Genomic DNA, 25,557 nt, shown 5'->3' on the forward strand with positions numbered 1-25,557 from the left:
TAAGCAGCCCGAACACGTCACCGGAGTAAAACCATGACCGACGCTGTAGCCTTTGATGCCGAACTCGATGCCAGCGGCCTCAATTGCCCGTTGCCTTTACTCAAGGCCAAGTTGGAACTCAATCGACTGGCCAGTGGCGCGGTACTCAAGGTCATCGCCACTGATGCGGGCTCCCAGCGTGATTTCCGGACCTTTGCCAAGCTGGCAGGCCATACCCTGTTGCATGAAGAAGACGCTGCCGGTGTGTACCGTTACTGGTTGCGCAAGGCCTGAACCGTTCGCCCCTACCGCCCGAGGTTGATTGATGTTCAAAGTGTTACGAGACTGGATTCAGCGCTATTTCTCCGATGAAGAAGCCGTGGTGTTGGCGGTTCTGCTGTTTCTGGCTTTTACGGCCGTACTTACCTTGGGTGGCATGCTGGCGCCGGTGCTCGCAGGGATGGTGCTGGCCTACTTGATGCAGGGCCTGGTCACCACGCTTGAGCGGTTACGTCTGCCGGGTGGAGTGGCGGTGGGGCTGGTGTTTGCCCTGTTCATGGGCGTGCTCGTGGTGTTTATCGTAGTGGTGTTGCCGTTGCTGTGGCACCAACTCATCACCTTGTTCAACGAGTTGCCGGGCATGCTGGCCAAGTGGCAATCGTTGTTGCTGCTGTTGCCGGAGCGGTACCCGCATCTGGTATCGGATGAGCAAGTACTACAGGCCATCGACGCGGCGCGCGGCGAGATCGGCAAGTTCGGGCAATGGGCGCTGACCTTTTCCCTGTCCAGCCTGCCGCTGTTGGTCAACATCATGATCTATTTGGTGCTGGTGCCGATCCTGGTGTTTTTCTTCCTCAAGGACCGCGCCATGATCGGCCGCTGGGTGCGTGGCTACCTGCCGCGTGAGCGAGCGCTGATCACTCGGGTGGCCGAAGAGATGAACCGCCAGATCGCCAACTACATCCGTGGCAAGGTCATCGAGATCATTATCTGTGGGGGTGTGACCTACATCGCCTTTATCGCCCTGGATCTCAACTACGCGGCCTTGTTGGCGTTGTTGGTGGGCATTTCGGTGGTGGTGCCGTATGTCGGCGCTGTGGTGGTGACCGTGCCGGTGACGTTGATCGCGTTGTTCCAATGGGGCTGGAGCGACCAGTTCATCTACCTGATGGCGGTGTACGGGATCATCCAGACCCTGGATGGCAACGTGCTGGTGCCGTTGCTGTTTTCGGAGGCGGTCAACCTGCACCCGGTGGCGATTATCTGCGCGGTGTTGTTGTTTGGCGGGCTGTGGGGATTCTGGGGGGTGTTCTTTGCGATTCCCCTGGCGACGCTGTTCAAGGCGGTGCTGGATGCGTGGCCACGCCAAGAGCCGGTGGTGGCGCCGTTGTTGTAGCGGCAGTTACAGGTGGCGAGGGAGCTTGCTCCCGTTGGAATGCGAAGCGCTCCCTCTTTTTTGGGGCCGCTGCGCAGCCCAGCGCGAGCAAGCTCGCGCGCCACGACAAGCCCACTACACGCTCGCTTCAGGGCGAATTCAGCCCTTGTTCAGCGCCTGAGCGGCTGCCAGAACAGCCTCCACATGCCCCGGCACTTTCACACCGCGCCATTCCTGACGCAGCACACCTTGGCTATCGATGAGGAAAGTGCTGCGATCCACGCCCAGGTATTCCTTGCCGTACAGCTTCTTCAACTTGATCACATCAAACAGGTGGCAAACCGCTTCGTCCTTGTCGCTGATCAGCTCGAAGGGGAATTCCTGCTTGGCCTTGAAGTTCTCGTGGGACTTCACGCTGTCCCGCGACACGCCAAACACCACGGTATTGGCGGCGTTGAATGCCGCGTGCTGGTCACGAAAGCCCTGGCCTTCAGTGGTGCAGCCAGGCGTGCTGTCCTTGGGATAGAAGTAGATCACCACCTGTTTGCCCTTGAGGGCAGCGAGGCTGAAGGTCTGGCCGCTGGTGGCCTGTGCTTCGAAATCGGCTACGGGTTTGTCAATGACGACCGCCATGAAAACTTCCTTACATTGGGTTCTGTGGGCGCCATGGCTCGATCAGCGCGTCGAGGTTCAGGGCATCGGCAAAGTCCAGGAACTGGTCGCGCAGCCAACTGATCTGCACGCCGGCCGGCAAGGTCACGGTGAATGTGGCATTGAGCATGGTGCCGCCGGTTTGCGGAGCCTGGTAGGTGTCGCAGGTCAGGTTCTCCAGTTCGACGTTGTGGTCGATAAAGAACTGGCACAGCTCGTTGACGATGTCCGAGCGATAGGCCGAGCTGACATAGGCTACATAAGGCAGGGCCTGGGGGCGATTCTCCAGGGCGGCGCTGCGCACCACATTGACGGTGAAATCGTGCTTCTTGGCCAGGCCTGGCAGGCCGGTTTCCAGACGGGCCAGGGCGTCCCACGTACCGGAGATCTGTAGCACCAGTGCACTGCACTCGCCGTGGCGGGTCAGGCGGGAGGTTACGACGGCGCAGCGGTTTTCATGGCTGGCGCGGCACAGGACGTTAGTCAGCTCCATGGGGTTGGCGCCGAGGGCACTGATAACAAGGAATTGTTCGCGAACTGTGGGGGTGGACATGCAGCCTTCCTAAAACGATGAGCGGTCGATACGGTGAGGCCTGTATCGATCAAAGGATGAAGGGTAGCGAAAAGCGCCGCCAAGGGATAGGAGGTGGCGTTTTCATTGTGTGAACGGCCGAAATTTACCCTGCTCCCACCTGCGGTTTGTCCCAATGATGGCATTGCCCGTCGTTTAGTTGATCCAGAACGCATCGTCAGGCGGTACTTCGCTTGTACAAGCATCTTGGCGCCAGTACCATTACGGCTCTCTTTTTCCGGCAGGAGCGGTTGCATGATTGCGGGCAGTATGGTGGCACTGGTCACACCCATGGATGCACAAGGTCATCTCGACTGGGACAGCCTGGGCAAACTGGTGGACTTCCACCTGCAAGAAGGCACCAACGCCATTGTGGCGGTCGGCACCACGGGTGAATCGGCCACCCTCGATGTGGAAGAACACATTCAGGTGATCGAGTTCGTGGTCAAGCGCGTCGCGGGTCGTATTGCCGTGATCGCCGGTACGGGCGCCAACTCGACGCGTGAAGCGATCGAATTGACCAAAAACGCCAAGAAGGCTGGCGCCGATGCGTGCCTGCTGGTGACCCCGTACTACAACAAACCGACCCAGGAAGGCCTGTACCAGCACTTCCGCACCATTGCCGAAGCCGTTGATATCCCGCAGATCCTCTACAACGTACCCGGCCGTACCGCTTGCGACATGCAGGCCGCGACGGTGATCCGCCTGTCCACTGTGCCGAACATCATCGGCATCAAGGAAGCGACCGGCGACCTGCAGCGCGCCAAGGACATCCTGGCCGGCGTGAGCAGTGACTTTCTGCTGTATTCCGGTGACGACGCCACCGCAGTCGAGCTGATCCTGCTGGGCGGCAAGGGCAACATTTCGGTGACCGCCAACGTGGCCCCGCGTGCCATGAGCGACATGTGCGCCGCCGCCATCGCCGGTGACGCCGTGACCGCCCGCGCTATCCACGAAAAGCTGATGCCGCTCAACAAGACACTGTTTATCGAATCCAACCCTATCCCCGTGAAATGGGCGCTGTTTGAGATGGGCCTGATGCCGGACGGTATCCGTCTGCCGCTCACCCGCCTCAGCGAAGCCTGTCACGAACCGCTGCGACAGGCCCTGCGCCAGTCCGGCGTCCTGGTTTAATTGAGGAAGCACTACGCATGAAGCGATTGGCCGGACTTTCCGCACTTGCCTTGATTATCTCCAGCACCAGTGGCTGCGGTTGGATCTGGGGCCCGGAAGGCTACTTCCGTGACCGCGGCAGCGATTACCTGGAAGCACAACCTACCAAACCGATGGAATTGCCGCCGGGTGTCAACGTCGCCAAGCGCCTTGACCCTTTGCTGCCGATTCCACGCAACGTCGCCGACGACACCACCAAGGGTGAGTACGTGGTGCCACGTCCACAGCCGATCTCGGCCGTGGCGGACGCCAGCGATTACAGCCTGCAGAAGAGCGGTGATTCGCGCTGGATCATGGCTCAGCGCCCACCTGCTGAAGTCTGGCCGGTGGCGGTGCAGTTCTTCCAGGACAACGGTTTTCGCATTGACGAGCAGCGCCCACAGACCGGTGAATTCACCACCGCATGGCAGCAGGGCAGCGAGCTGTCCGCCACCATGGCCAAGCGTCTGCAGGCTGGCGGCGTAGCCGCTGACAGCGAAGCCCGTGTGCGTGTGCGCATCGAGCCAGGCGTGCAGCGTAATACCAGTGAAGTCTACGTGGTCAGCGCCGAGCGTCCTGCCGGCAGCACCGCCAACGTCGACTTCACCAACCGCTCTGTCAACACCGGCGTCGACTCGGCACTGGTCGACGAGATGCTGGCCAGCATGAGCCGCATCTCCGAGAAGGGCGGTTCGGTTTCCCTGCTCGCCGCACGTGATTACGACACCCCGAGCCGCGTCAGCCTCACCGAGGACGGCAGTGGCAACGTGGTGCTGAACCTGGGTGAAGACCTGGACCGTGCCTGGGCCAGCGTTGGTCGCGCCCTGGAACAAGGCCCTTGGCGCGTTGAGGACATCAACCGCAGCCTGGGCCTCTACTACATCAACGTGGCTGAAAAGGCCGAGCGCAAAGACGACGAGCCAGGTTTCTTCGGCAAATTGTTCGGCAGCCAGCCGACCAAGGAAGAAATCGAGACCCGCGCCGAGCGTTATCAGGTTCGTTTGAGCAAGGTTGGCGAAAACGTGCAAGTCACCGTCGAGAAGAACATCAATACCGTTGCGCCCGCTGAAACAGCGCGCAAAGTGTTGGGCGTGATTCAAGACAACCTGGGCTGATCCGGTGCGGTTTGCCGTTCTCGGCAGCGGTAGCCAAGGGAACGGTACGCTGGTCGCCCACGACGACACGTACGTGCTGGTGGATTGTGGTTTCTCGTTGCGGGAAACCGAGCGGCGCCTGCTGCGCCTGGGGGTTCACCCCGCGCAGCTGAGCGCGATTCTGGTAACCCACGAACATGCCGACCACGTGCATGGCGTGGGTTTGCTGTCTCGGCGCTACAATCTTCCGGTGTACCTCAGTCGCGGTACCTTGCGCGGGATGCGCAAACCCATTGAACCCGCAGGTTTCCTGGCCGGTGGCGAGCAGCTGCAAATCGGTGCCCTGAGCATCGATGTGATTGCCGTGGCGCACGACGCTCAGGAGCCGACGCAGTATGTATTCAGTGATGGGGAGCGGCGTTTTGGCGTGCTCACCGACCTGGGCTCCTACTGCGCCAAGGTGCTGGACGGTTACCGGGACCTCGATGCCTTGATGATCGAGTCCAACCACTGCAGGGATCTGTTGGCTCGCGGTCATTACCCGGCCTTTCTCAAGCAGCGGGTCGGCGGGCAATTTGGACATTTGAACAACCACCAGGCGGCATACCTGGTGTATGAGTTGGGCTGGCAAGACCTGCAACACCTGGTCCTGGCCCACCTGAGCAGCAAGAACAACCTGCCGCAGCTGGCCCGGCAATGTTTTGTCGACACCCTCGGGTGCGACCCGGACTGGCTGCAACTGGCCGATCAAGATTCAGGGCTCGACTGGCGACACATCGCCTAGCCCACCATTTAGCAAGCGGAGCCCATCATGGAAAAACGTGAAGAACTCTACCGCGGCAAAGCCAAGTCGGTTTACAAGACCGACGACGCCAACCGCCTGATCCTGCTGTTTCGCAACGACACCTCGGCGTTCGACGGCAAGCGCATCGAACAACTTGATCGCAAAGGCATGGTGAACAACAAGTTCAACGCCTTCATCATGCAGAAACTCGAAGAAGCCGGTATCCCGACCCAATTCGACAAACTGTTGGGCGACAACGAGTGCCTGGTCAAGAAGCTCGACATGATCCCGGTCGAGTGCGTCGTGCGTAACTACGCCGCCGGCAGCCTGGTCAAGCGCCTGGGCGTGGAGGAGGGCCTCAAGCTCAACCCTTACACCTTCGAGCTGTTCCTCAAGGACGACGCCAAGGGCGACCCGTTCATCAACGAATCCCACGTCGTGGCGTTCGGTTGGGGCACCGCTGAGCAACTGGCGCGCATGAAGGAGTTGTCCCTCAAGGTCAACGACGTGCTGAGCAAGCTGTTCGACGACGCCGGCCTGCTGCTGGTGGACTTCAAACTCGAATTCGGCGTGTTCCACGACGGCTCCATCGTCTTGGGCGACGAATTCAGCCCGGACGGCTGCCGCCTGTGGGACAAGGACACCAAGAAGAAGATGGACAAAGACCGCTTCCGCCAGGGCCTCGGTGACGTCATCGAAGCCTACGAAGAAGTCGCCAATCGTCTCGGCGTACCGCTTTAATCGACGCAAGCATCTGATAGCACGGAAAAAAATCGCTTCGGCGCTTTGCTTTCCTGATTCACGCTGTTATGATGCGCGCCGTTGGAGAGATGCCAGAGTGGCCGAATGGGACGGATTCGAAATCCGTTGTACCTTCACCGGTACCTAGGGTTCGAATCCCTATCTCTCCGCCATTATTGAATACGACTAAGCCCCTGAAATGGTTAAACATTTCAGGGGCTTTTTCGTTGTTGGGGTTTGGTTTAGGGCAGATTTAGGGCAACTCTCCGGTTTGCTTGGCAGCCTTTCTATCACTCATAAGAATTTGGTGATGCGATCCCCGCTACCGGGCCTTGTTGCGTTGCTTTCTCTCGCCACTGCTAACTCAAGCAATGTTGTAGCCGCCGTGATTCTCGGCCCTCAAATAGGGACGCTGAAGCTGGCGAGACACAGTTGCGGCGAGGCATGGCGGCGCTGACTTTCTGAAATGTCGCGTTTCAGATTTCCTTGAAAAACAGACACGTCCTACAACTTCGCTTTGGGGCGTTGTAATAGCCTGCTCAGCCGATTGTTTGATACAAGGAAAGGCACCCATGGCGAACACTGGATATATGTCGATTGCCGGTAAGGTTCAAGGATTGATTTCAGCAGGCTGTTCAAGCCAAGCATCCATAGGCAATAAGTGTCAGACAGGGCACCTCGACGAAATTATGGTGCTTTCCTATAGCCATAACATGGCAAACCTCGGGAATATAAATAAGCCAACACATCGGCCAATTGTGCTCACGAAAAATGTTGATAAGTCATCACCTTTGCTTGCTCAAGCACTTTCAAGTCAAGAAGAGATTGAATGCACGATCAGCTTTTACCGCGTGTCGTCCTTTGGGCAGCAGGAGAAATTTTATTCGATCTCAATCGAGGGTGGTGTTATTGCTGACCTGACTCTGGATATGCCGCATGTCATTTTACAAAATGACGCAGAACCTCAGGAGCATGTAGCCATTCGTTATCGAACCATCACTTGGGCTCACCACTTGGCTGGCACAACGGGATACAGCTCTTGGGGGGATAACGAGTGATGCCATACAGGGATAGGCACGGTGGCAGCGAACCGAGCGGCTGCGACTTTTGGCAAGTCAGCCGCGCTGGGAGTATTCTGGCTAGCCAGGCTTGTACCGTCAGCGCACGACATATCAAAGAGGGCGTGCTGCGGCTGCAATTCAATCGTGAAGTGGCGTACTACGCGAGAAGCATCGTTCACGATGTGGAGCAGGGTAGAAAGTCACCGGAGCAGGGTCTTCGAGATCTGGAGGACGAACAAAAAAGTCTTCTGGGACAGTCGCTGGAAATCGCCCAAAAAGGTGTCGGAGTGGTTGCCGGTGTGCTGCAGTTCGCGGCAGGGGCCGGCATTTGTTATGGCTCGGTCGGCACGCTTTGTCTGGTGGCAGGCGCGCCGTTGATGGCGCACGGTGCCAATAACACTTATGAAGCTGGGCGTAATCTATGGGAGGACCGTACGGATACTCAAGGTCCAGTTCGCAAGGGGTATCACGAGGTCGCCAAGGTGATCGGCGGCGATGAGTTTGAGGGGAATATGGCGTACGGAGGCGCAGATTTGTTGATGTCGGCGTACGGTTTGGGCCGATTGGTGTTGAAGCCTGATTCTTGGCGCCTGTTTCGTTATGTTCGAAGTGATTATCAGCGAGCGTATATCAATACTACTAAACAGGCCTTTGCGGTAGATATGGCCGCTGATGGGTTTACGATGGGTTCCATGTATAAGGAGACTGCTGAAGATGGGCGGTGAAAAGCTTTTAGTCACCGTTATATATTTGGTTATTTCTGTGTTGGGTTTCTTGTTTTGGCGTGCCTTGATTAGGTACTTTTCCAGTGAGCATTTCAAAGCAATATGGTTTTTGATGTCGCTTGCAGGACTTCTGCTATGGGGGACGTTGCAATACGGCGTGTCTAAAAACGGGTCTATTTTGTTTTTCACACAACCCTTGGATTTTCTTGTGCACAATTATTGGGTGCGCTGGATCGCATTCGTCAGTGTCCTATTACAGGCGGCTTATATTCCTAGCAAAACTCCGTACAAGCGATAGTTGCCACGAAAGTAGCTGCTGGCTGGCGACCGACTCCGACAGACTCGATTAAAAACCGGTGATGCGTTCGCACTTTCCATTTAGTAGAAATATCGTGTGACCGATCATCCCCCAACTCTCGTCGTCGTTGGCGTCTAGCTCCCTACAAAACACTCGCGCTTTTCCTACAGATTTGCAAAACATTGCCTACGAGTTACGCGTTGTACCTCGCGCTTCAACTCATTATCTTTCGGTTGCGACGACACCACTTACGGCGTTGTCATCTTCAAAACTGCAAAGGAAATGCACCATGAGCAATAACACCAAAAAAACCTCCGACAAAATGGCCACCCTGGCCGCAGAAACCCTCAATAATCCAAACGCCTCAGTCATCGCCAAAAGCCTCGCCGCGTCAGCCTTGGCGCAGACGGGTACCGACAAGCAAACCAGTGCAGAAATGGAAGAGAAGGCCGGCAAGGCGCTGCAGAGCGGTAAATATAGCGAGGACACGAAGTCCCTGGCGGCCTCGGTGCTGTCCCAAGCCAATAAAGCACGCTGAAATTGAGAGTGCGCTGCGCCATTGCGTAAAAAGCCCCGTAGCGGAACGCGCTACGGGTTTTTTGTTTGCGGGTAGTGGGGTGTAGAAATCTGGTGTAGCACTTTTGTTGAGTGCCGTTAAAGTCCTGTCCCCGCAGGCCGAAACTCTTATACGACATCATATTTCTTATAAGAGAGTCCCCCCGAAATGTCCCTTCGCAGCCTGTCCATCGCCCGCCGTGCGGGTTTGGGTTTTGCCCTGATTGCTTTGCTCGTGGCCCTGTTGGGGTTTTTCGCGCTGTCGAATATGGCCAGTATTCGTGCGAGCGCGGTGCAGGTGGAAAGTGGCCTGGTGCCCAAGATGCGGCTGGTGGCGGACATTCGTGAAATCATGTTGCGCATTCGTACGATCTCGTTGCGTATGGCGTTGGACCCGAACCACACGAGCATTCCGCAATACCGTAGCCAGATGGACACCCGCAGCCAGGACTTGACCAAACGCCTGGCCGACCTCGATGCGGTGATCGACACCCCCCAAGTACGCACGCTCTACGACCAGTTCCAGGTTTCACTGCGTCAGTACCAGCAGGGGCTGGCCCAGTCATTTGTGCTCGCCGACAAGCAGCAGGGCGCCGAGCTTAACAAGCTGTTGCTGGTGGACATGAAAACCGTGGTGGACGGCTCCGGTGCCCAGCTCAATGCGCTGGCCGATTACTACAACGCCCAGATCAACCAGCAGGGCGAGACGGCCGAGTCGCAGTACAGCCGTTCGCGCACGATGGTGTTCGGTTTTGTGATCGTCGCGGGGTTGAGTACGGTGTTGCTGGCCTGGTTGCTCACGCGCAGCATCGTTGGCCCATTGAGCCACGCGGTGCGGGCTGCGGAAAACGTAGCTGAGGGTGACCTGACCCAAACGGTGGACGTGAGCGGCGACGACGAAGTGACCCGCCTGCTGGTGGCACTCAAGACCATGCAGGCCAACCTGCGCGGGACTTTGCAACTGATCCGCCAGTCGGCGGGGCAGATGGCGTCATCGGCCACCGACCTGAACGGCATCACCGATCAAAGCAGTCGCAGCCTGCAAAAACAGACCGCTGAAATCGAGCAGGCGGCCACCGCGGTCAACGAGATGACCTCGGCAGCGGACGAAGTGGCGCGCAATGCCGTGTCCACCTCCGAGTCCACACGCCTGTCCAACGAAACGGCGCGTGAGGGGCAGCACCGCGTGGGCGAAACGGTCAGCGCGATTCAAGCCCTGAGCACCAACATCGGCGAAACCTCGACCCTGGTGCAGAACCTCGCCGAGCAATCGCGGGACATCGGCAAGGTGCTTGATGTGATTCGCTCCATCGCCGAGCAGACCAACCTGCTGGCCCTTAACGCCGCCATCGAGGCGGCGCGGGCCGGTGAGTCCGGGCGTGGCTTTGCGGTGGTGGCTGACGAAGTGCGTGCGCTGGCGCATCGCACCCAGCAATCGACCCTTGAGATTGACCAGATGGTGACCGCGATGCGCACCGGCTCCACCCAGGCGCTGACCTCGATGCAATCGAGTACCCAGCGTGCCACCGACACCTTGGCCCTGGCTGAGGGCGCGGGTGGGGCATTGAGCCAGATCACCGACTCCATCGACCAGATCCACCAACGCAACCTGGTCATCGCCAGTGCTGCCGAAGAGCAGGCTCAAGTCGCGAAGGAAGTGGACCGCAATATCGTCAATATTCGCGACCTGTCGGCCCAATCGTCGTCCGGCGCGGGGCAGATCAATGGCTCAAGCCGTGAGCTAGCTCAATTGGCGGTCTCGCTGAACGAGGCGGTCGCACGCTTTCAGCTGTAGTGCGGCGCGGGCTATCAGCTGTGTTTTAGCGGTTTGATCAGGCTCTCTGCGGGTATTCCGAACATCTCATGCAGCTTCCAGATCATCGGCAACGTGAGCGCTCGTTTTCCATTGAGCACTTCATAAACCCGATTCTGGCGGCCAATGGCGGGGACCAGATCGGCGGCCGACAGCCCGGACTGCTCCATTCGGAAACGGATGGCGTCGACCGGGCTGGGCAGATCGACCGGAAAATGCTTTAACTCGTAGGCTTCGATCAGGGTGATCATCACATCAAAGTAATCACCTTCTGGCGTGCCGGGCTCTGGTTCGCTATCAAACAGCGGGGAAATAGACTTCAGTGCGTCCTTGTAGTCCTGCTCCGTGTGAATAGGTCGGATCTTCATGGGTTACTCCGTTTCAACGGTTTCGGCGTCAATCGCGTCGTACTGCTTATGCGTGCCGACGAATTTGATAGAGAGAGCCCTGTAGCGATAGGCCACGGCGACCACCAGCCGGTAGTCGTTACCTTTTATGTTGAAGACGACTCTCCGGCTCTTGAGAACGCTGGCATGTCGGAACTGCTCCTTGATATCAGCTGGCGTTGACCAATCGGCATTTTTTGCCTCGTCTACCCAGGCCAAAAACGATTGCTTTGAGTCTGGGTACTTTTGCCAAAAAGTTTTGAGTTGACTGATCGCGACTATTCTCATGAAAAGAGCCTAGTCCCGCAGTGGGACTTATGCAAGCGGGTGTCAGTGATTTTGCAGTCCCTGAGGCAGGAGACCAGCGTTGCAGCGATGACTGTTTTTTCCATGTCAGACCTACTGAGAGCGTGATACTTGCGAACGCTCAGTATTGCTGTTCATTGGCACCGCGCTGCTTGATGTCGTAAATAACCTTCTGATATTTATGACTTAATGTGTTGGACCTGGCAGCGATTAGTGCTCTTTAGAGCCTTCGTCCTCCACCGCAGAACGCACTACCGGCGGCGTTAATTCCAGCACCCGATCACGCCCGCCTTCCGCCACCAGGTAAGTCCCGCGAGCCGTCGGCACAATCGACTGGGGCGCCTTCAAGAACGACAAAATCGTCTGTTGGCGCCCTTGCTTGTCGATCAGCAACAAACGCGCACGATGGGTGGCGTCTTCGTTGATCCACAAGCCACGCGCATCGCACATCAGGAAGGTCGGCTGGTTCAGCCCGCCGACCACCATGGGGTCGCTGCCGTCCTCGGTCAGTTCACGCACCATGCCTTCTCTTTTTTTGGTGTAGAGCATGCGCCCATCGCTGCAGCGGATGATTGACTCGCCCTCGTCGAGCCCTGCGCGTACCACGCTCAGGCTCTGGTCGCTCCAGCGATAACGCAGGACCCGCCCGTCGTCCCGGCGGTCTTCCAGGGCGTAGAGGTCGTCACCGTCGTCCCACAGGCCTTGCACGTTTTCGCCTTTGAACAGTTCGGTGACGGTGCCGTCCTTGAGGAAGCTGACGGGGGAGTCGAGGGCTTCCTGGCTGAATACCCAGCCGCCCCGGGTGGCCAGCATGCCGTCGGGCTTGGACAGGTTGCCCACCACCACTTCGCGGGTGCCGTTGGGGTGGATGCGCACGATGCTGCCCTTGCCCTTGTCGAGTTCCTGGCTGACCATCAGCGAGCCATCGTCCATGGGCATCAGCGAAGCGGCCTTGGGCACGTCCTCATGCAGCACTTGGTACTGCCATTGGCCGGCAGCGTGCACCGGATAGAAACTCTGCCAGGCAAAAAAGCCCAGGGTTGCGGTGAACAGCAGGCCGAGTGTCCAGGACGCAATTTTGAAGGGTCGGATCATTGCTTGACGCCAGTAGCGGATCGAAAGGCCGAACACGTTACCAAGCATGCCGTTGAACATCACCCCGCAATTGCCGGATGTCCCCTTTAACCGGCGCTCGCCGTCCCCTCCAGCCCACGCCGAATCTTCTCCAGCAACTCGTCGATATGGAACGGTTTGGAAATCAGGTCCATGCCTTCACCCAGGAAGCTCTGGCGATTCGCCGCATTCTCGGCGTAGCCGGTCATGAACAGGATCGGCAGTGTGGGATGCATTTCACGCGCGATGTCCGCCAGTTCGCGCCCGGTCATATAGGGCAAGCCGACATCGGTGAGCAGCAGGTCGATGCTGGGGTCGCTGCGCAGGCTGACGATCGCTTCGTCGCCATCGGCGGCCAGGCTGCAGCGGTAGCCGGCGTCGATCAGTACCTCGGCGACGAAGCTGCGCACCGAGGGCATGTCTTCCACGATCAGCACGTGCTCGCCGCAGCTATGGCCGGGTGCCGCCAATGGCTTGGTCGTGGTGCTGGCGGGGCCGCTGGCGGCGGGCAACATGATGGTCACTTCCGTGCCTTGGCGGGTCACGCTGCGGATCAGCGCGTCGCCACCCGACTGGCGGGCGAACCCGTAGATGCTCGACAGGCCCAGCCCGGTGCCCTGGCCCACGGGTTTGGTGGTGAAGAAGGGATCGAAGACTTTATCGATGACACTGTGTTCGATGCCCACACCGTTATCGCGCACCGACAAGGCAATGTAGGCGCCGTTTTCCAGTTTCAGGTTGCCGTTGGAGTAGGCCGGGTAAGTGGTCACCCAGATATTGCCGCCCTTGGGCAGCGCGTCGCGGGCGTTGATCACCAGGTTGAGTACCGCGCTTTCCAGCTGGATCGGATCGACCATTGCCACGGCGGCGTTGTTGGTCAGTTCCAGCTTCAGCGCGATGTGTTCGCCAATGGTGCGTACCAGCAGTTCTTCCAGGGAGCGGATATGCGCGTTGATATCGATCGGCCGGGTGTCCAGCGGCTGCTGGCGGGCAAAGGCCAGCAGGCGGTTGGTCAGGCCGGCGGCGCTCAGGGCCGAGCTGAGTGCCGCATCGGCGTAGGCCATGACCTTGTCGGTGCGCTGGGTTTCGATGCGCTTTTTGATCAGCTCCAGGCTGGTGATGATCCCGGTCAGCAGGTTGTTGAAATCATGGGCGATGCCACCGGTCAGCTTGCCCAGAGCGTCCATTTTCTGCGCCTGCAACAACTGCGCCTCGGTACGCGCCAGCTGGGTTGTCGCGTTGGCCAGTTCGGCCTGCTGGTGACGCTCGCGGTGGCGGTGCTCGGTGACGTCCTCGACAAACACCAGGCTCAGATCAGCGCGGCGATAGGGTGAAATCTGCCACTCGGTCTCGCGCAGTTGGCCGTCGACCTTCATCTGCAGCGTGCCCTTCCAGCGCTCGCCTGCCGCCAGGCGCTGGCACAGCTCCTGGATGACGGTGAGTTGATCGGCGGCGAAGCACTCGAGCAGGGCATCAGGGTTGAGGTTGTCGTGAATCAGCTGGGCGAAGGCGTGATTGCATTCATGGACCTTGAGCTGTGCGTCCATCACCGCAATCGGCGCGCTGATATTGAAGAAAATCTCGCGAAAGCGCGCCTCGCTCTCACGCAGCGCATATTCGGTATCGCGCACCCGCAGCAAGGTCCGCAGGGTCGCCAGCAGCACATCCGGGTCGACCGGGTGGATCAGGTAGGCATCGGCGCCGGCGTCCAGGCCGGTGATGATGTCGCCGGTCTCGATCGAGGCCGCCGACACATGCACTACGGGCAGCAGGGCGGTGATCGGGTCGGCGCGCAACACGCGCACGATGTCGAAGCCACTCATGTCCGGCAGGTTGACGTCGAGGATCAGCCCATCGATTTTTTCACTCGCGATCAGGTCCAGCCCGTCCTGCCCGGTGCCGGCTTCGAGCACGTGGTAGTCATGACTCTCCAGGCGTCGACGCAGGGCATAGCGGGTGGCGGCGTTGTCGTCGACGATCAGCAGTTGGATGTCACGATTCATCAACGGACCCGCCGGTAATTGAAAGAGGAATGATCACAAAGAACATCGAGCCCACGCCCGGGGTACTTTCCACCCCGACCTGGCCGCCGAGCAGCTCGGCAAAGCGTTTGCACAACGACAGCCCCAGGCCGGTACCGCGCAGGCGTTTTTGCAGCGGTGAGTCGATCTGGGAAAAGTCTTCAAACAGGTTGTTGTGCAGTTCGGCGGGGATGCCCAGGCCGGTGTCGTGCACGGCAAAGCGGATTTGCTGCTCGCCGACCCTGTGCGCCGACACCCGCACTTCACCTTGCACGGTGAATTTCAGGGCGTTGGAGATGAAGTTGCGCAGGATCTGCGCCAGCTTCTTGTCATCGGTGTAAAGCTTGGGCAAGCCGACGGGCTCTTCGAAGATCAGGTCCACCGACGACGCATCGACGATCGGCCGGAACATCCCGCGCAGCGCCGAGAACAGGTCGAACATGTCGAACCAGGCCGGTGAGATGGTGATGCGCCCGGCCTCGATCTTGGCCAGGTCCAGCAAGTCGTCGACCATTTCGCGCAGTTCACGCGCCGAGCTGCGGATAAACCCCACCTGGGTGTGTTGCTCTGGGCTCAACGGGCCGTCCAGTTCGTCGTCGAGCAAGCTGGTGATGCTCAGGATCGAGCCCAGAGGCGTGCGGAACTCATGGCTCATGTACGACAGGAAGCGGCTTTTCAGGTCCGACGCCTGGCGCAGTTGGTCGGCCTGCATATCCAGCTCGGCATACAGCGCCAAGACGCCCTGGTTGGTCTCGTCCAATTCGGCGCGCAGCGCTTCGGCTTCTTGTTGCAGCCGTTGCACCTGCTCTTCGAGGGCAGCAGTGGTTTCAGCCATCGATGGCCTCCAGGACAATCACGAACACGGTGACGTCATCCCGGCCGCGACAGAAATCACGGTGCAGGATGGCGGCGATCAGGGCGGGGTGGCGGTGGGAAAGCCCAGGGTAGTCGGCCAGGTTCCAGCGTGACTGCAGGCCGTCGCTGTAGAGGATCAGCAACTGGCCGCTGACCTCAGCGTAGTCGAACGGCTGCGCCTTGCGAAACTGCACGCCGACGATGCCTGGGTGGGAGGCCAGCCCGCGCGACTTGCCGGGGCCGATCAGGCTGGCGCCGATATTGCCCACCCCGGTGAAGCGCAGGCTGTCGGCGGTGGCGTCGTATTGAGCCACGGCCATCGCGCCGCCGCGGCTGCCGGTCATGCCGATGTGCATATCGTTGAACAATACAGTGGCTTCCAGGAACGCGTTCTGGGCGAACACCTCTTCACCGGCGCGCGCGGCCCGTTCGGCGTCGCTGCCGTGGCCCAGTCCATCGGCCATCATCACGGCGAAACGCCCGGGCGCGATCGCCAGGTGCCAGGCATCGCCGCAGGCCGGGTCGTGGTGCAGCGAGTGCTGGCTGACGCCATAGCGGATGTCTTTGGCACTCGAGGCGCGCGGGTACAGCCTGGCCAGCATCGCGGTGCCGCGCGGGTCGGCGTACACATCGAACACTTGGGCCACGCGTGAAATGGCGCCCATGCCGATGCCCTGGGTGCCACCGGTGGAAAAGCCGTCCACCAGGCAACTGTCCAGATCAAAACCCTGGCCACGGTCCACGGCAATCATCTCTACACCCTGGTTGCCGCTGGCGCGCAGGTGCAGTTCGCCATGGGCGGCGTGCTTGAGGATATTGCTGGCAAGCTCGGTGGCCACCAGCGCCACACGCCCGGCGTCGGTTTCATCAAAACCCAATTGCTCGGCCAGCTGTTGCGCGGTGCGCCGGGCATGGCCGACCTGGCTCACATCTTCGATCAACAGCACCTGGGTCAGGGCGCTGGGAATATTCACGTCCATCGGGTGATCGTCACGCGGGTGCCCTGGCCGGGTGCGGTGTCCAGTTCAAATTCGTTCACCAGGCGTTTGGCGCCGGTCAGGCCCAGGCCCAGGCCACCGCCGGAGGTCCAGCCGTCGGTCATCGCCAACTTGAGGTCGGGGATGCCCGGCCCTTCATCGCGAAAGGTCAGGCGCAGGCCGGGTCGGTGGTCTTTCTCGACCACCGCCCAATCCATATAGCCACCGCCGCCGTACACCACGGTGTTGCGCGCCAGCTCACTGACGGCGGTTACCAGCTTGGTCAGGTCGATCAGGCGCATGCCGCAGTCCTGGGCCAGCTTGCGCACCAATTGTCGGGCCAGCACCACGTCCTGTTCGATGAGCACTGGGTGAGTGCCACTGCTGGCCTGGGTCATGAGTGGTCTACCCGGTCACGCAGCAGTTTCATGCCGCGCTCCACGTTCAGCGCGGTCGCTACGCCAGGCAGGGTCATGCCCAGTTCCACCAGGGTAATGGCCACCGCCGGTTGCATGCCCACCAGCACGGTCTGCGCATCCATGATGCGCGACAGGCCGGAAATGGTGCCGATCATGCGGCCGATAAACGAGTCGACCATGTCCAGTGCCGAGATATCGATCAATACACCGCGCGCCGAGGTGCGGCTGATGCGTTCGGACAGGTCGTCCTGCAAGGTCAGCGCGAGTTGGTCATGCATGTCGACCTGGATGGTCACCAGCAGGAATTCGCCCATCTGCAAAATAGGGATGCGTTCCATGCTTAAACAGCCTTGCTGACGCTGACGCCCAGGCGTTTGAGGGCCAGCGCCAGGGCGTCCGCCAGGTTGGCCTTGGTCACCACGCCTTGCAGGTCGAGCCCCAGGTGCACGATGGTCTGGGCGATTTGCGGGCGCACGCCGCTGATGATGCAGTCGGCCCCCATCAGGCGGATCGCGGTCACAGTTTTCAGCAGGTGCTGGGCCACCAGGGTGTCGACGGTCGGCACGCCGGTGATGTCGATGATGGCGATTTCCGAGCCGGTGTCGACGATGCGCTGCAGCAGCGATTCCATGACCACCTGGGTGCGTTGCGAATCCAGGGTGCCGATCATCGGCAGCGCCAGCACGCCGTCCCACAGCTTGACCACGGGGGTGGACAGTTCCAGCAGTTCTTCCTGCTGGCGCTTGATCACCGACTCACGGGATTTCTGGAAGGTACGGATGGTGTGCATGCCCAGTGCATCCAGCAGCTCGGAGATTTCCCACAGCTGTTCGGCCAGTTGCGTCGGTTGTTCGGCGTATTCACGCTGCAGCAAGGCGAACAGCGGCCCCTTGAGGGCGAAGATAAAGCTGGCGGTCTGCTGCGAGTCCTGACCGATCAGCGCGCGGCTGTGGGAGAGTTTTTCCAGAAACACCCGGGTCTCGGCCCAGACTTCCTGGCCGACCTGCTGGGAGCCGCCTTGCTGCAATGCGGCGATCAGCAGGTTGAGGAAGTCGCCGGCCTGCTGCCTGGCGTCTTCGGCCTTGAGGTTGCGTGTAGCCCCGGAAGCTTCAAGGCTGGCCACCCATTCAGTCAACAGGGAAGGGCGATGGGTATGCAGTGCCTGGATGGTATGAGCGTGCAGAGTAGCCACAGGTAACTTCCTTGAATGTCTTGGATGAATGACTGGCAATTTATACTAAATCTAACGGTTTTGAATTGTTTCGGCGCTTTTCGTTCATTCGCGGTAAGCCGCTTGCGGCGGGCACTTCAGGCGAATCTGCGCTTGGCCGGCTCGGTTTCGTTAGCGTGCACCCGGCCGCCAGAGGATAATGCCGCCCATTCCCGACTCAACTGGCTGCCACCTGTGATCATCAACTTCGATCTCAACGACCTCCAAGCCTTCCGCGCCGTGGTAGACAAGGGCAGTTTTCGCGGCGCCGCCGAGGCCATCCGTATCTCGCAGCCGGCCCTCAGCCGGCGCATCGAAAAGCTTGAATCCGCGCTGGATGTGAAGCTGTTCGAGCGCACCACGCGGCGGGTCAGCCTGACCATGGTCGGGCGCGCATTCCTGCCGCAGGTCGAGCGCATGCTCGACGACCTCGACATTGCCCTGATGGGTATCAGTAACGTCGCCTCGACGCGAATGGGCAACGTGACCATCGCCTGCGTGCCGTCCACCGCGTATTACTTCATGCCCCACGTGATCTCCGAATTCCACAAGCTGTACCCCAAGATCCGCCTGCGGGTGCTGGATGCGAGTGCCGGCGAGGTGTGCAGTGCGGTGGAAAGTGGCGAGGCGGATTTCGGTGTGAGTTTCAGCGGCAGCCTGGCCGATGAAGTGGAGTTCGAGCTGTTATTGCAGGAGCGCTATGTGCTGGCGTGTCGCCGTGATCACCCGCTGGCCGGGCGCGAGAGCGTGAGCTGGGTCGAAGCCTATGAGCACGACTACATCACCGTCGACAAGACCTCGGGCAATCGCTTCCTGCTGGACCAGGCCCTGCGTGGCGTGCGGGTGAAAAAGCCGAGTATCTGTGAGACGCATCACGTCACTACCATGATCGGGCTGGTGGAGGCGGGGCTGGGGGTGGCGATGGTGCCGTCGATTGCCATGCCGGCGGGCGAGCACCCGATTCTGGTGAGTGTGCCGCTGGTGGAGCCGCAGGTAATGCGCAATGTGGGCTTGATCAAGCGCCGCGGGCGGACATTGCCACCGGCGGCGCTGGAGCTGGAGCGGTTGGTGCGGGAGATGCCGTTTCGGTCAGCGTGACACCGAGTCCAGGCCGGTGGATTGCACCATCGGTTGCGCCTCGGGCGAGGCCAGGTATTGCAGCAGCGCCTTGGCCTGCGCCGGGTGTTCGGCGTTGACCGGAATGCCCGCCGCAAAGCGCGTCACCGATTGCACGTCTTCGGGGATCTTGCCGACATAGGTCACACCCGGCACCGGCAACAACTCCGCCACCTGCTGCAACCCCACCTCGTAGTCACCCTTGGCAACCTGCTCGGCCACCGGGACGCGTTCGATCATGGTGCCCTTGGCGGGCATGCCGAGCTTTTTGAACAGCTCTTTCTCGACGTACACGCCGCTGGCGCTGTCCGAGTACGCCACGGACTTGGCTTTACTCAGCACGGCTTTCAGTTCGGCATCGGTGCCGATCGCCGGTTTGGCCGCGCCGGCCTTCACCACCAGGCCAATGCGCGAGTCCGCCAGTTCCACGCGGGAGGCGGGGTCGACCTTGCCCTGTTTGATCAGCTCATCCAGGGCGTAGCCGACCATGATCACCACGTCGGCGTGTTCGCCACGGGCCAGGCGGTTGGGAATCGCTTCCGGCGCCTTGCCCATCGACGGGCCGAGGATCGTGTCCAGGCTGTCGCCGCTGTGCTGGGCGTAGTGCGGAGCGAGCAATTTATACGCAGCCGTGAAGCCGCCCGAGGTCATCACCTTGAGCTGTTCGGCCTGGGCCGTCAGCGCCAGGGCGCCGAGGGCCAGGGCCGTCAGGGTCTTGAGCAGCATCTTCATTGCGCGGCTCCCTGCATCACCTGGCCGCGAGCGTTGGCGCGGCGGTACAGGGCCAGGGTTGCGCACAGGGCGCACAACGCGGCGAACATCATCCAGTAGGCCGGCGAAGCCTTGTCCCCGGTGATGTGGATGAACCAGGTGGAGATCGCCGGGGTGAAACCGCCGAAGATCGCAGTCGCCAGGCTATAGGCCAGGGAGAAGCCTGCCACGCGTACTTCCACCGGCATGATTTCGGTGAGGGCCGGGATCATCGCGCCGTTGTACATGCCGTAGAGGAAGGAGAACCACAGCAGGGTCTCCAGCATATGACCGAAGCTTGGGGCGTTTACCACGTAGGACAGCGCCGGGTAAGCCGTGAGAACGGTCAATACGGTCATGGCGATCAGCACCGGCTTGCGGCCGAAACGGTCGCTCAGCGTGCCGCCGATCGGCAGCCAGACAAAGTTCGACACGGCCACCAGCAAGGTCACCAGCAGGGCATCAGAGGTGCTCAGTTGCAGCACGGTCTTGCCGAAGGTCGGTGCGTACACGGTGATCAGGTAGAACGCAGTAGTAGTCATCGCCACCATCAGCATGCCGCCGATCACCACGGTCCAGTTCTTCACCAGGGTCGCCAGCACTTCGCGCATGGTCGGACGATGCTTGCGGTTGGCGAACTCTTCGGTTTCCTGCAGGTTGCGCCGCAGGATGAAGATGAACGGGATGATCACGCAGCCGATGGCAAACGGAATGCGCCAGCCCCAATCGGCCACCACCGCAGGTTCCATCCACACGTTCAGGCCATAGCCCAGCGCGGCGGCGACCACGATGGAAATCTGCTGGCTGCCCGACTGCCAGCTGGTGTAGAAGCCTTTGCGGCCAGGGGTGGCCATTTCCGACAGGTAAACCGACACGCCGCCCAGCTCCGCGCCGGCCGAGAAGCCTTGCAACAGACGGCCGAGCAATACCAGCAAGGGGGCCCACAGGCCAATGGTGTGATAACCCGGCACCAGCACGATCAACAGCGTACCGCTGGCCATGATCGAGAGGGTCACGATCAGCCCTTTGCGGCGACCGACGTCATCGATGTAGGCACCGAGAATGATTGCGCCCAGAGGTCGCATCAGGAAGCCTGCGCCGAATACGGCGAAGGTCATCATTAATGACGCAAACTCATTAGCCGCCGGGAAGAACGCGGCAGCGATGTAGGTGGCGTAGAAACCGAACAGGAAGAAGTCGAACTGTTCGAGAAAGTTGCCCGAAGTAACGCGGAATACCGCACCAACTTTCGAACGAGCAGAGTCGGGCCGGGTAGGGCTAGTCATGGTTTTGTGTCTCCAGCGTTCTTTTTAAAGTGCTTGTTTCGCCTAAGACTGAGAATAGTGGCTGACACATTTAGAAATGATAAGTGACAAATTTGGATGGATTGATGCGCGCTGGCTATCAATGCGCCAGGCCGTTCAACGCGCGTGTGCTGTTCTATGCTTGAAGGCGTGACCAATTCTTATGGCTGGGAGAGGGCAATGGGTAACGAACAGAAGCGGCGGGATGAGCCGGAGCGTGAGCAACCCCGGCGGCAGCGTGAAGAGGAAAAACCGCAGACCTGGAAACATCCGGACGACGGTACAGAGCTTTCAGAACGTGATCAGGAGCGTCCGCTGAAGCCCTGATGGCCCAGCCGGTTATGAAACCAGCAGGGCAATGGGAAATCCCCAGGCCAGCACCAGAAACGCCAGTACCGCCGCCAGGCACAGGCCGACAAACACCCGTAACAAGGTGCGGGCGGTGGGGTGGGCGACAAAACGGATGGCCCAGAGACTGAACCCGGCCACGACGATGGCCGAGGCAAACATGACCAGCACTAGGGTGTTCCTGCGACCTTTGAGAGCTGATTTATAGTCGCAAAGCCGCAGGATGAACAGTGTGCACATAGACGCAGGCCCCCGCGCTTTCTAAACTGCGGCTTGTATTGGGGGAAGGGGCAGGCGCCGATGAATCGCAATGAATTACGCAAGGCCGACATCAATCTGATGGTGGTCTTCGAAGCACTGATGCTTGAGCGCAACGTGACGCGGGTGGCGGAGAAGCTGTTTCTCGGCCAGCCGACCATCAGTTCGGCCCTCAACCGTTTGCGTACCTTGTTCAACGACCCACTGTTCATTCGCGTGGGGCATCGCATGGAGCCCACCGCGCGGGCCGAGGAAATCATCCAGCACCTGTCGCCGGCCCTGGATTCGCTGTCATCGGCCCTGAGCCTGACCCATGATTTCGACCCGTCCATCAGCACCATGACCTTTCGTATCGGCCTGTCCGATGACGTCGAGTTCGGCCTGTTGCCGCCGTTGCTGCGCGCTTTGCGTCAGGAAGCGCCGCAAGTGGTGTTTGTGGTCCAGCACGTCGACTACTGGCGGATTCCCGATCTGCTGGCGTCCGGCGATATCACTGTCGGGATTACCCAGACCCGCGGCCTGCCGGCCAATGCGAAGCGCAAACTGCTGCGCCACATCCGCCCGCGTCTGCTGCGCGCCGACGCCTCCGACACACCGCTGACCCTCGATGAATATTGCTCACGTCCCCATGTGCTGGTGTCCCACACCGCCAACGTGGCCGGGTTTGCCGATGAGTGGCTGGCGGAAATCGGCCGCAAGCGTCATGTGGTGCTGTCGGTGCCGCAATACAGCGCGTTGCCGGCCTTGCTGGCCGGCACCGACCTGATCGCCAGCCTGCCGGACTACACGGCCGAAGCCATGGCGGTGTCGGGCCAGCTGTTCTGCGAGCCGTTTCCGTTCGAGACGCCGACCCTGGATTTGTCCATGGTCTGGCTCAGCCATGTGGACACCGACCCGGCCGAGCGCTGGGTACGCTCACGGCTGGAAGCGTTTATGAGTGATCGAGGGGTGGCGAACCAGGCCTGATGCTTTTATCCGTGATATATCTACCAATCTTCCTACGAAATCCTCGGAGCCATCCATGCCGCATCTGCACCTGGAATACACCGCCAACCTCACAGGCCTGGCCGTCGAAAAGACCCTGCTGCGGCTTAATAACGTGCTGATGGTGTCCGGGCAGTTTGCGTCCGAGTTGGATATCAAAAGCCGTGCGGTCAAGGTCGAGAGCTACCAGGTCGGTACTTCCCTCAACGCGCGTGGCTTTATCGCGGTGAAGCTGTCGCTGCTCAGCGGGCGCTCCCCGCAGGTCAAGCAGCAACTGTCGCAAAGCCTGCTGGCGGCGTTGCAGGACGCGGGGGATTGGCCGGAGGGTGTACAGGTTCAACTGAGTGTCCAGTTGGTCGACATGGACCGTGATTCCTACAGCAAAGTCGCTATCGGCTGACGCTTACAACAGGCCCTCATCGGCGCACACCTTCACCACCTGCTCACGAAACCAGGTATTGGCGCTGTCCTGTTGACTGGTTTCGTTCCACTGCATCTCCAGGGTAAACCCCGGCAACCCGTTAGGCGCTTCGCAGTGGCCGAACAGCGTGGCCGGCGCCAGTTGCCTTTGCACGCGGCGCGGCAGGGTGACGATAAAGTCGGTACCGGTGATCATTTTCAAGGCCGCGCTGTAGCTGTTCGCGCGGGCGATCACCTGGCGCTTGTGGGCCTGGCGCGCCAGCCAGCCGTCGATCATGTTGGTGTCGGAGGTCCAGGGCGTGGGGAATACGTGGCGCCGCGCCACGAACGATTGCAGGCTGAACGCTGGCTCCTGGGGCGCCGAGCGTTTGTCGAAGACGCACACCAGATCGTCCTCCAGCAGCATCTGGGTCTTGAAGCCTTTGTGGGCGCGATGAAAGTGCGGGCCGAAGCAGATCACCAGGTCGAGGCGGCCGTCGCGCAGGTCGTCGGCGGGGATATCGCTTTCCAGCTTCTGCACATTGACGATCACGGGCAGGTCGGCCCGGTCGAAGTGCTTGAGCAGGCGCGGCAGAATCAACTGTTCGAAATATTCCGGCGCGCACACGTTGAACGTCACGGCCTTCTGAGTCGGGTCGAAGGCCTGGTCGCCGGCGTGGCAGAGGTTGATGCTTTCGAGAATTTTCTGCACATGGCCGTACATGGTGCTGGCCTTGTACGTAGGACGCATGCCCGCCCGCGTGTTGATAAACAGCTCATCCTCGAAACTGGTGCGCAGCTTCTTGAGGCTGTAGCTCACGGTGGACTGGCTGACATGCAGCGTTTCTGACACCTCGGTAACGCTGCTCTGGTCGTAGACGGCAATAAACACCATCAAGTCCTGCATATCGAGCTTTCTGAGCAAGTTACTGTTTAGCATCCATTCCGTCCGGTAAGCCTTGGCACTGCAACAGCGCGCGACAAGCGCAAAAGCTTAACGGAACGGGCGTGCCAATAGAAAGCACTGTAGGTCGTTTCTATGTTTGGAGTGGGACAAATACTGTTTGCAACACGACGTCAGTGGATATGCCGTGCGTAATGCTGTGGGTTGAAGCGCGTGACGATCAGCAGCATCACCACGACCACGGCGGTCAGCGCCCACCAGGCCCATTCAAAGCTGCCGAGCTGGTCACGGATCATCCCCGCGATCAACGGCGACAGGCCTGCAATCAGGTAGCCGATGCCTTGCACAAAGGCCGTCAGGCTCCCGGCGCGGCGCGGGTTGTCCAGGTGGTCGAGGGACAGGATCAGGCTCATCGGGAACAGCCCGCCGATGCCCAGGCCCAGCATGCACGGCCATAGCAAACTCAGGTGTTGCGGGCTGAGGATCAGGCCGCAGAACCCGAGGATGATCAGCACCAGCAGCACCGCGACCACCCCGCGTTTGTCCTGGCGGCGGTTGGCGATGGCCGGGGTGATGAGGCCCGACACCACCTCCATCGCCGTCAGAAAGCCCAGCAGCAGCCCGGCGTTTTGTTCGCTCCAGCCTTGCTCCCCGTAGTACGGCGCCAACCATGCGAGCACGCAGGTGTAGGACGCCGTGCCGAGGCCAAAAAATATCGCCAGCAGCCAGGCGCGCCGATTGCCGAAAAACGACGCCTGCGCGCCGGCCCCGGCTTGCGGCAAGGGCGGCAGCACCGCGCGCTGGGCGCACCAGCACACCAGGGCGAGCACTGCTAGCAAAGCCCAGATCGCCAGGCCGATGCGCCAGCTGCCGGTCTGCACCTGCACGAACGGCGCGAACGACGCCGCTAACGCAGCACCGCCCATGATGGCCGTGACGTACAAGCCCATGAACAACGACACGTTGGCGCTGAACCGCGACTTGATCAGCGCCGGCATCAACGCCTGGATTATCGCGATCCCCACCCCGGCGGCGATGGCGCTGACGATCAACTCCAGCGCCGACTCCATAAACAACCGCGACAGCGTGGCCACGCCAATCACCAGCAGCGACAGCACAATGCTGCGGTGCTCGCCCACGCGTTTGGCCAGGCCCATGCCCAGGAACATCGCCAAGCCCATGGCCATGACCGGCAACATGGTCAGCAGGGCGGCGCTGCTGAAACTCAGCGGCACATCGGCGCGAATCGATGACAACAGCGGGCCAATGGCGGCCATCGACGGGCGCAGGTTGAGGGCGACCAGCACCACGCTGATCATCAGCCAGAGGGCGGTGGTGGGTTTAGCGTGAACGTTTTCCATGGGCCTGCCTTGAGTGAACAAGGGCGAATCAGGCCATGGGCGGGGGT

Annotated in this window: 30 protein-coding genes and 1 tRNA gene; 15 read left to right on the plus strand and 16 right to left on the minus strand. The window is 60.3% G+C overall.

What is annotated here, in order from left to right:
- Positions 1-33: 33 nt before the first annotated feature.
- Together GIW02_RS11675 and GIW02_RS11680 are read left to right on the plus strand one after the other, a co-directional pair.
- Positions 34-273, plus strand: coding sequence for a sulfurtransferase TusA family protein (locus tag GIW02_RS11675; protein ID WP_010212198.1), 240 nt, complete (start codon positions 34-36; stop codon positions 271-273).
- A gap of 31 nt (positions 274-304) precedes the next feature.
- On the plus strand, positions 305-1,375 hold the full coding sequence (locus GIW02_RS11680) for an AI-2E family transporter (RefSeq protein WP_236421872.1): 1,071 nt from the start codon (positions 305-307) through the stop codon (positions 1,373-1,375).
- Between the two features lie 138 nt (positions 1,376-1,513).
- On the opposite strand, the gene GIW02_RS11685 is transcribed toward GIW02_RS11680, so the two are convergent.
- Both GIW02_RS11685 and GIW02_RS11690 read right to left on the minus strand, forming a co-directional pair.
- Positions 1,514-1,987 carry a peroxiredoxin family protein gene (locus tag GIW02_RS11685; RefSeq protein ID WP_236416284.1) on the minus strand — a complete coding sequence of 158 codons (474 nt, stop codon included), beginning with the start codon at positions 1,985-1,987 and terminating at the stop codon, positions 1,514-1,516.
- 10 nt (positions 1,988-1,997) lie between these two features.
- Positions 1,998-2,558: a glycine cleavage system protein R gene (locus GIW02_RS11690; RefSeq protein ID WP_003172487.1), complete on the minus strand. Its 561-nt coding sequence runs from the start codon at positions 2,556-2,558 to the stop codon at positions 1,998-2,000.
- A 273-nt stretch (positions 2,559-2,831) separates the two neighbouring features.
- Between GIW02_RS11690 and dapA the strand changes: the two genes are divergently transcribed.
- From dapA to GIW02_RS11735, 9 genes are all read left to right on the plus strand, one after another.
- Complete coding sequence (dapA, locus tag GIW02_RS11695) at positions 2,832-3,710, plus strand: 4-hydroxy-tetrahydrodipicolinate synthase (RefSeq protein ID WP_122488021.1); 879 nt, start codon at positions 2,832-2,834, stop codon at positions 3,708-3,710.
- Between the two features lie 17 nt (positions 3,711-3,727).
- On the plus strand, positions 3,728-4,843 hold the full coding sequence (gene bamC / locus GIW02_RS11700) for an outer membrane protein assembly factor BamC (RefSeq protein ID WP_236416278.1): 1,116 nt from the start codon (positions 3,728-3,730) through the stop codon (positions 4,841-4,843).
- 4 nt (positions 4,844-4,847) lie between these two features.
- The gene (locus tag GIW02_RS11705) at positions 4,848-5,606 is read left to right on the plus strand and encodes an MBL fold metallo-hydrolase (RefSeq protein ID WP_236416276.1); all 759 of its coding nucleotides are present in this window, start codon (positions 4,848-4,850) and stop codon (positions 5,604-5,606) included.
- Positions 5,607-5,633: 27 nt separating this feature from the next.
- Positions 5,634-6,347 carry a phosphoribosylaminoimidazolesuccinocarboxamide synthase gene (gene purC, locus GIW02_RS11710; protein WP_003172493.1) on the plus strand — a complete coding sequence of 238 codons (714 nt, stop codon included), beginning with the start codon at positions 5,634-5,636 and terminating at the stop codon, positions 6,345-6,347.
- Positions 6,348-6,430: 83 nt separating this feature from the next.
- Positions 6,431-6,520, plus strand: a tRNA-Ser gene (locus tag GIW02_RS11715).
- 399 nt (positions 6,521-6,919) lie between these two features.
- Complete coding sequence (locus GIW02_RS11720) at positions 6,920-7,405, plus strand: Hcp family type VI secretion system effector (protein WP_236416273.1); 486 nt, start codon at positions 6,920-6,922, stop codon at positions 7,403-7,405.
- Positions 7,405-8,133, plus strand: a complete 729-nt coding sequence (locus GIW02_RS11725) for a DUF4225 domain-containing protein (protein WP_236416271.1) — start codon at positions 7,405-7,407, stop codon at positions 8,131-8,133. The genes GIW02_RS11720 and GIW02_RS11725 overlap by 1 nt, the downstream gene beginning before the upstream one ends.
- A gap of 587 nt (positions 8,134-8,720) precedes the next feature.
- Entirely contained in the window at positions 8,721-8,969 is a 249-nt protein-coding gene (locus GIW02_RS11730; protein WP_236416269.1) for a hypothetical protein, read from the plus strand.
- Positions 8,970-9,155: 186 nt separating this feature from the next.
- Positions 9,156-10,781, plus strand: a complete 1,626-nt coding sequence (locus tag GIW02_RS11735) for a methyl-accepting chemotaxis protein (RefSeq protein WP_236416266.1) — start codon at positions 9,156-9,158, stop codon at positions 10,779-10,781.
- A gap of 14 nt (positions 10,782-10,795) precedes the next feature.
- Here the strand turns inward: GIW02_RS11735 and GIW02_RS11740 are convergent, their stop codons facing one another.
- The 9 genes from GIW02_RS11740 to GIW02_RS11780 form a co-directional block, all read right to left on the minus strand.
- Positions 10,796-11,167 (minus strand): transcriptional regulator, encoded by a 372-nt coding sequence (locus GIW02_RS11740; protein ID WP_236416263.1) that lies wholly within the window; start codon positions 11,165-11,167, stop codon positions 10,796-10,798.
- 3 nt (positions 11,168-11,170) lie between these two features.
- Complete coding sequence (locus tag GIW02_RS11745) at positions 11,171-11,473, minus strand: type II toxin-antitoxin system HigB family toxin (RefSeq protein ID WP_236416261.1); 303 nt, start codon at positions 11,471-11,473, stop codon at positions 11,171-11,173.
- 228 nt (positions 11,474-11,701) lie between these two features.
- On the minus strand, positions 11,702-12,586 hold the full coding sequence (locus GIW02_RS11750) for a hypothetical protein (protein ID WP_236416258.1): 885 nt from the start codon (positions 12,584-12,586) through the stop codon (positions 11,702-11,704).
- 86 nt (positions 12,587-12,672) lie between these two features.
- A complete protein-coding gene (locus tag GIW02_RS11755) occupies positions 12,673-14,607 on the minus strand; it encodes a response regulator (RefSeq protein ID WP_236416256.1) in 1,935 nt (644 codons plus the stop codon).
- Positions 14,597-15,460: an ATP-binding protein gene (locus GIW02_RS11760; protein WP_236416253.1), complete on the minus strand. Its 864-nt coding sequence runs from the start codon at positions 15,458-15,460 to the stop codon at positions 14,597-14,599. Before GIW02_RS11760 ends, GIW02_RS11755 begins: the two co-directional genes overlap by 11 nt.
- Positions 15,453-16,460, minus strand: coding sequence for an ATP-binding protein (locus tag GIW02_RS11765; RefSeq protein ID WP_236416252.1), 1,008 nt, complete (start codon positions 16,458-16,460; stop codon positions 15,453-15,455). The genes GIW02_RS11760 and GIW02_RS11765 overlap by 8 nt, the downstream gene beginning before the upstream one ends.
- A complete protein-coding gene (locus GIW02_RS11770; protein WP_236416250.1) occupies positions 16,451-16,855 on the minus strand; it encodes an anti-sigma regulatory factor in 405 nt (134 codons plus the stop codon). The genes GIW02_RS11765 and GIW02_RS11770 overlap by 10 nt, the downstream gene beginning before the upstream one ends.
- Positions 16,852-17,214: an STAS domain-containing protein gene (locus GIW02_RS11775; protein WP_027604299.1), complete on the minus strand. Its 363-nt coding sequence runs from the start codon at positions 17,212-17,214 to the stop codon at positions 16,852-16,854. The genes GIW02_RS11770 and GIW02_RS11775 overlap by 4 nt, the downstream gene beginning before the upstream one ends.
- A 2-nt stretch (positions 17,215-17,216) precedes the next feature.
- The gene (locus GIW02_RS11780; RefSeq protein WP_236416248.1) at positions 17,217-18,068 is read right to left on the minus strand and encodes an STAS domain-containing protein; all 852 of its coding nucleotides are present in this window, start codon (positions 18,066-18,068) and stop codon (positions 17,217-17,219) included.
- A 213-nt stretch (positions 18,069-18,281) separates the two neighbouring features.
- Between GIW02_RS11780 and GIW02_RS11785 the strand changes: the two genes are divergently transcribed.
- Positions 18,282-19,184, plus strand: a complete 903-nt coding sequence (locus GIW02_RS11785) for a LysR family transcriptional regulator (protein ID WP_236421873.1) — start codon at positions 18,282-18,284, stop codon at positions 19,182-19,184.
- Here the strand turns inward: GIW02_RS11785 and GIW02_RS11790 are convergent.
- A complete protein-coding gene (locus tag GIW02_RS11790; RefSeq protein WP_236419288.1) occupies positions 19,176-19,934 on the minus strand; it encodes a substrate-binding domain-containing protein in 759 nt (252 codons plus the stop codon). The two genes, GIW02_RS11785 and GIW02_RS11790, sit on opposite strands and share 9 nt — an antisense overlap.
- Positions 19,931-21,238, minus strand: coding sequence for an MFS transporter (gene tcuC, locus GIW02_RS11795; protein ID WP_236419290.1), 1,308 nt, complete (start codon positions 21,236-21,238; stop codon positions 19,931-19,933). The genes GIW02_RS11790 and tcuC overlap by 4 nt, the downstream gene beginning before the upstream one ends.
- 198 nt (positions 21,239-21,436) lie before the next feature.
- Here tcuC and GIW02_RS11800 point away from each other — a divergent pair, with 198 nt between their 5' ends.
- A complete protein-coding gene (locus GIW02_RS11800) occupies positions 21,437-21,583 on the plus strand; it encodes a hypothetical protein (protein ID WP_236419292.1) in 147 nt (48 codons plus the stop codon).
- 12 nt (positions 21,584-21,595) lie between these two features.
- On the opposite strand, the gene GIW02_RS11805 is transcribed toward GIW02_RS11800, so the two are convergent.
- On the minus strand, positions 21,596-21,775 hold the full coding sequence (locus GIW02_RS11805; protein WP_236419301.1) for a hypothetical protein: 180 nt from the start codon (positions 21,773-21,775) through the stop codon (positions 21,596-21,598).
- 129 nt (positions 21,776-21,904) lie between these two features.
- On the opposite strand from GIW02_RS11805, the gene GIW02_RS11810 reads away from it, so the two are divergent.
- Positions 21,905-22,828, plus strand: a complete 924-nt coding sequence (locus tag GIW02_RS11810; protein ID WP_236419294.1) for a LysR substrate-binding domain-containing protein — start codon at positions 21,905-21,907, stop codon at positions 22,826-22,828.
- 55 nt (positions 22,829-22,883) lie between these two features.
- Positions 22,884-23,246 carry a 5-carboxymethyl-2-hydroxymuconate Delta-isomerase gene (locus GIW02_RS11815; RefSeq protein ID WP_236419296.1) on the plus strand — a complete coding sequence of 121 codons (363 nt, stop codon included), beginning with the start codon at positions 22,884-22,886 and terminating at the stop codon, positions 23,244-23,246.
- 3 nt (positions 23,247-23,249) lie between these two features.
- Here the strand turns inward: GIW02_RS11815 and GIW02_RS11820 are convergent, their stop codons facing one another.
- The gene (locus tag GIW02_RS11820) at positions 23,250-24,185 is read right to left on the minus strand and encodes a LysR family transcriptional regulator (RefSeq protein ID WP_236419297.1); all 936 of its coding nucleotides are present in this window, start codon (positions 24,183-24,185) and stop codon (positions 23,250-23,252) included.
- 137 nt (positions 24,186-24,322) lie between these two features.
- On the minus strand, positions 24,323-25,510 hold the full coding sequence (locus tag GIW02_RS11825) for a CynX/NimT family MFS transporter (protein WP_236419299.1): 1,188 nt from the start codon (positions 25,508-25,510) through the stop codon (positions 24,323-24,325).
- Positions 25,511-25,557: the final 47 nt, after the last annotated feature.

The organism is Pseudomonas syringae, assembly GCF_021606685.1.
GTDB lineage: Bacteria > Pseudomonadota > Gammaproteobacteria > Pseudomonadales > Pseudomonadaceae > Aquipseudomonas > Aquipseudomonas syringae_R.

Bases quoted from the DNA above. Each gene is read 5' to 3' on its own strand.
- GIW02_RS11765 (WP_236416252.1), bottom strand. From the start codon at position 16,460: ATGGACGTGAATATTCCCAGCGCCCTGACCCAGGTGCTGTTGATCGAA.
- GIW02_RS11685 (WP_236416284.1), bottom strand. From the start codon at position 1,987: ATGGCGGTCGTCATTGACAAACCCGTAGCCGATTTCGAAGCACAGGCC.
- GIW02_RS11745 (WP_236416261.1), bottom strand. From the start codon at position 11,473: ATGAGAATAGTCGCGATCAGTCAACTCAAAACTTTTTGGCAAAAGTAC.
- GIW02_RS11820 (WP_236419297.1), bottom strand. From the start codon at position 24,185: ATGCTAAACAGTAACTTGCTCAGAAAGCTCGATATGCAGGACTTGATG.
- GIW02_RS11760 (WP_236416253.1), bottom strand. From the start codon at position 15,460: ATGGCTGAAACCACTGCTGCCCTCGAAGAGCAGGTGCAACGGCTGCAA.
- GIW02_RS11750 (WP_236416258.1), bottom strand. From the start codon at position 12,586: ATGATCCGACCCTTCAAAATTGCGTCCTGGACACTCGGCCTGCTGTTC.
- bamC (WP_236416278.1), top strand. From the start codon at position 3,728: ATGAAGCGATTGGCCGGACTTTCCGCACTTGCCTTGATTATCTCCAGC.
- GIW02_RS11730 (WP_236416269.1), top strand. From the start codon at position 8,721: ATGAGCAATAACACCAAAAAAACCTCCGACAAAATGGCCACCCTGGCC.
- tcuC (WP_236419290.1), bottom strand. From the start codon at position 21,238: ATGACTAGCCCTACCCGGCCCGACTCTGCTCGTTCGAAAGTTGGTGCG.
- GIW02_RS11790 (WP_236419288.1), bottom strand. From the start codon at position 19,934: ATGAAGATGCTGCTCAAGACCCTGACGGCCCTGGCCCTCGGCGCCCTG.
- GIW02_RS11690 (WP_003172487.1), bottom strand. From the start codon at position 2,558: ATGTCCACCCCCACAGTTCGCGAACAATTCCTTGTTATCAGTGCCCTC.
- GIW02_RS11740 (WP_236416263.1), bottom strand. From the start codon at position 11,167: ATGAAGATCCGACCTATTCACACGGAGCAGGACTACAAGGACGCACTG.
- GIW02_RS11815 (WP_236419296.1), top strand. From the start codon at position 22,884: ATGCCGCATCTGCACCTGGAATACACCGCCAACCTCACAGGCCTGGCC.
- GIW02_RS11675 (WP_010212198.1), top strand. From the start codon at position 34: ATGACCGACGCTGTAGCCTTTGATGCCGAACTCGATGCCAGCGGCCTC.
- purC (WP_003172493.1), top strand. From the start codon at position 5,634: ATGGAAAAACGTGAAGAACTCTACCGCGGCAAAGCCAAGTCGGTTTAC.
- GIW02_RS11755 (WP_236416256.1), bottom strand. From the start codon at position 14,607: ATGAATCGTGACATCCAACTGCTGATCGTCGACGACAACGCCGCCACC.
- GIW02_RS11720 (WP_236416273.1), top strand. From the start codon at position 6,920: ATGGCGAACACTGGATATATGTCGATTGCCGGTAAGGTTCAAGGATTG.
- dapA (WP_122488021.1), top strand. From the start codon at position 2,832: ATGATTGCGGGCAGTATGGTGGCACTGGTCACACCCATGGATGCACAA.
- GIW02_RS11810 (WP_236419294.1), top strand. From the start codon at position 21,905: ATGAATCGCAATGAATTACGCAAGGCCGACATCAATCTGATGGTGGTC.
- GIW02_RS11770 (WP_236416250.1), bottom strand. From the start codon at position 16,855: ATGACCCAGGCCAGCAGTGGCACTCACCCAGTGCTCATCGAACAGGAC.
- GIW02_RS11735 (WP_236416266.1), top strand. From the start codon at position 9,156: ATGTCCCTTCGCAGCCTGTCCATCGCCCGCCGTGCGGGTTTGGGTTTT.
- GIW02_RS11800 (WP_236419292.1), top strand. From the start codon at position 21,437: ATGGGTAACGAACAGAAGCGGCGGGATGAGCCGGAGCGTGAGCAACCC.
- GIW02_RS11825 (WP_236419299.1), bottom strand. From the start codon at position 25,510: ATGGAAAACGTTCACGCTAAACCCACCACCGCCCTCTGGCTGATGATC.
- GIW02_RS11775 (WP_027604299.1), bottom strand. From the start codon at position 17,214: ATGGAACGCATCCCTATTTTGCAGATGGGCGAATTCCTGCTGGTGACC.
- GIW02_RS11725 (WP_236416271.1), top strand. From the start codon at position 7,405: ATGCCATACAGGGATAGGCACGGTGGCAGCGAACCGAGCGGCTGCGAC.
- GIW02_RS11680 (WP_236421872.1), top strand. From the start codon at position 305: ATGTTCAAAGTGTTACGAGACTGGATTCAGCGCTATTTCTCCGATGAA.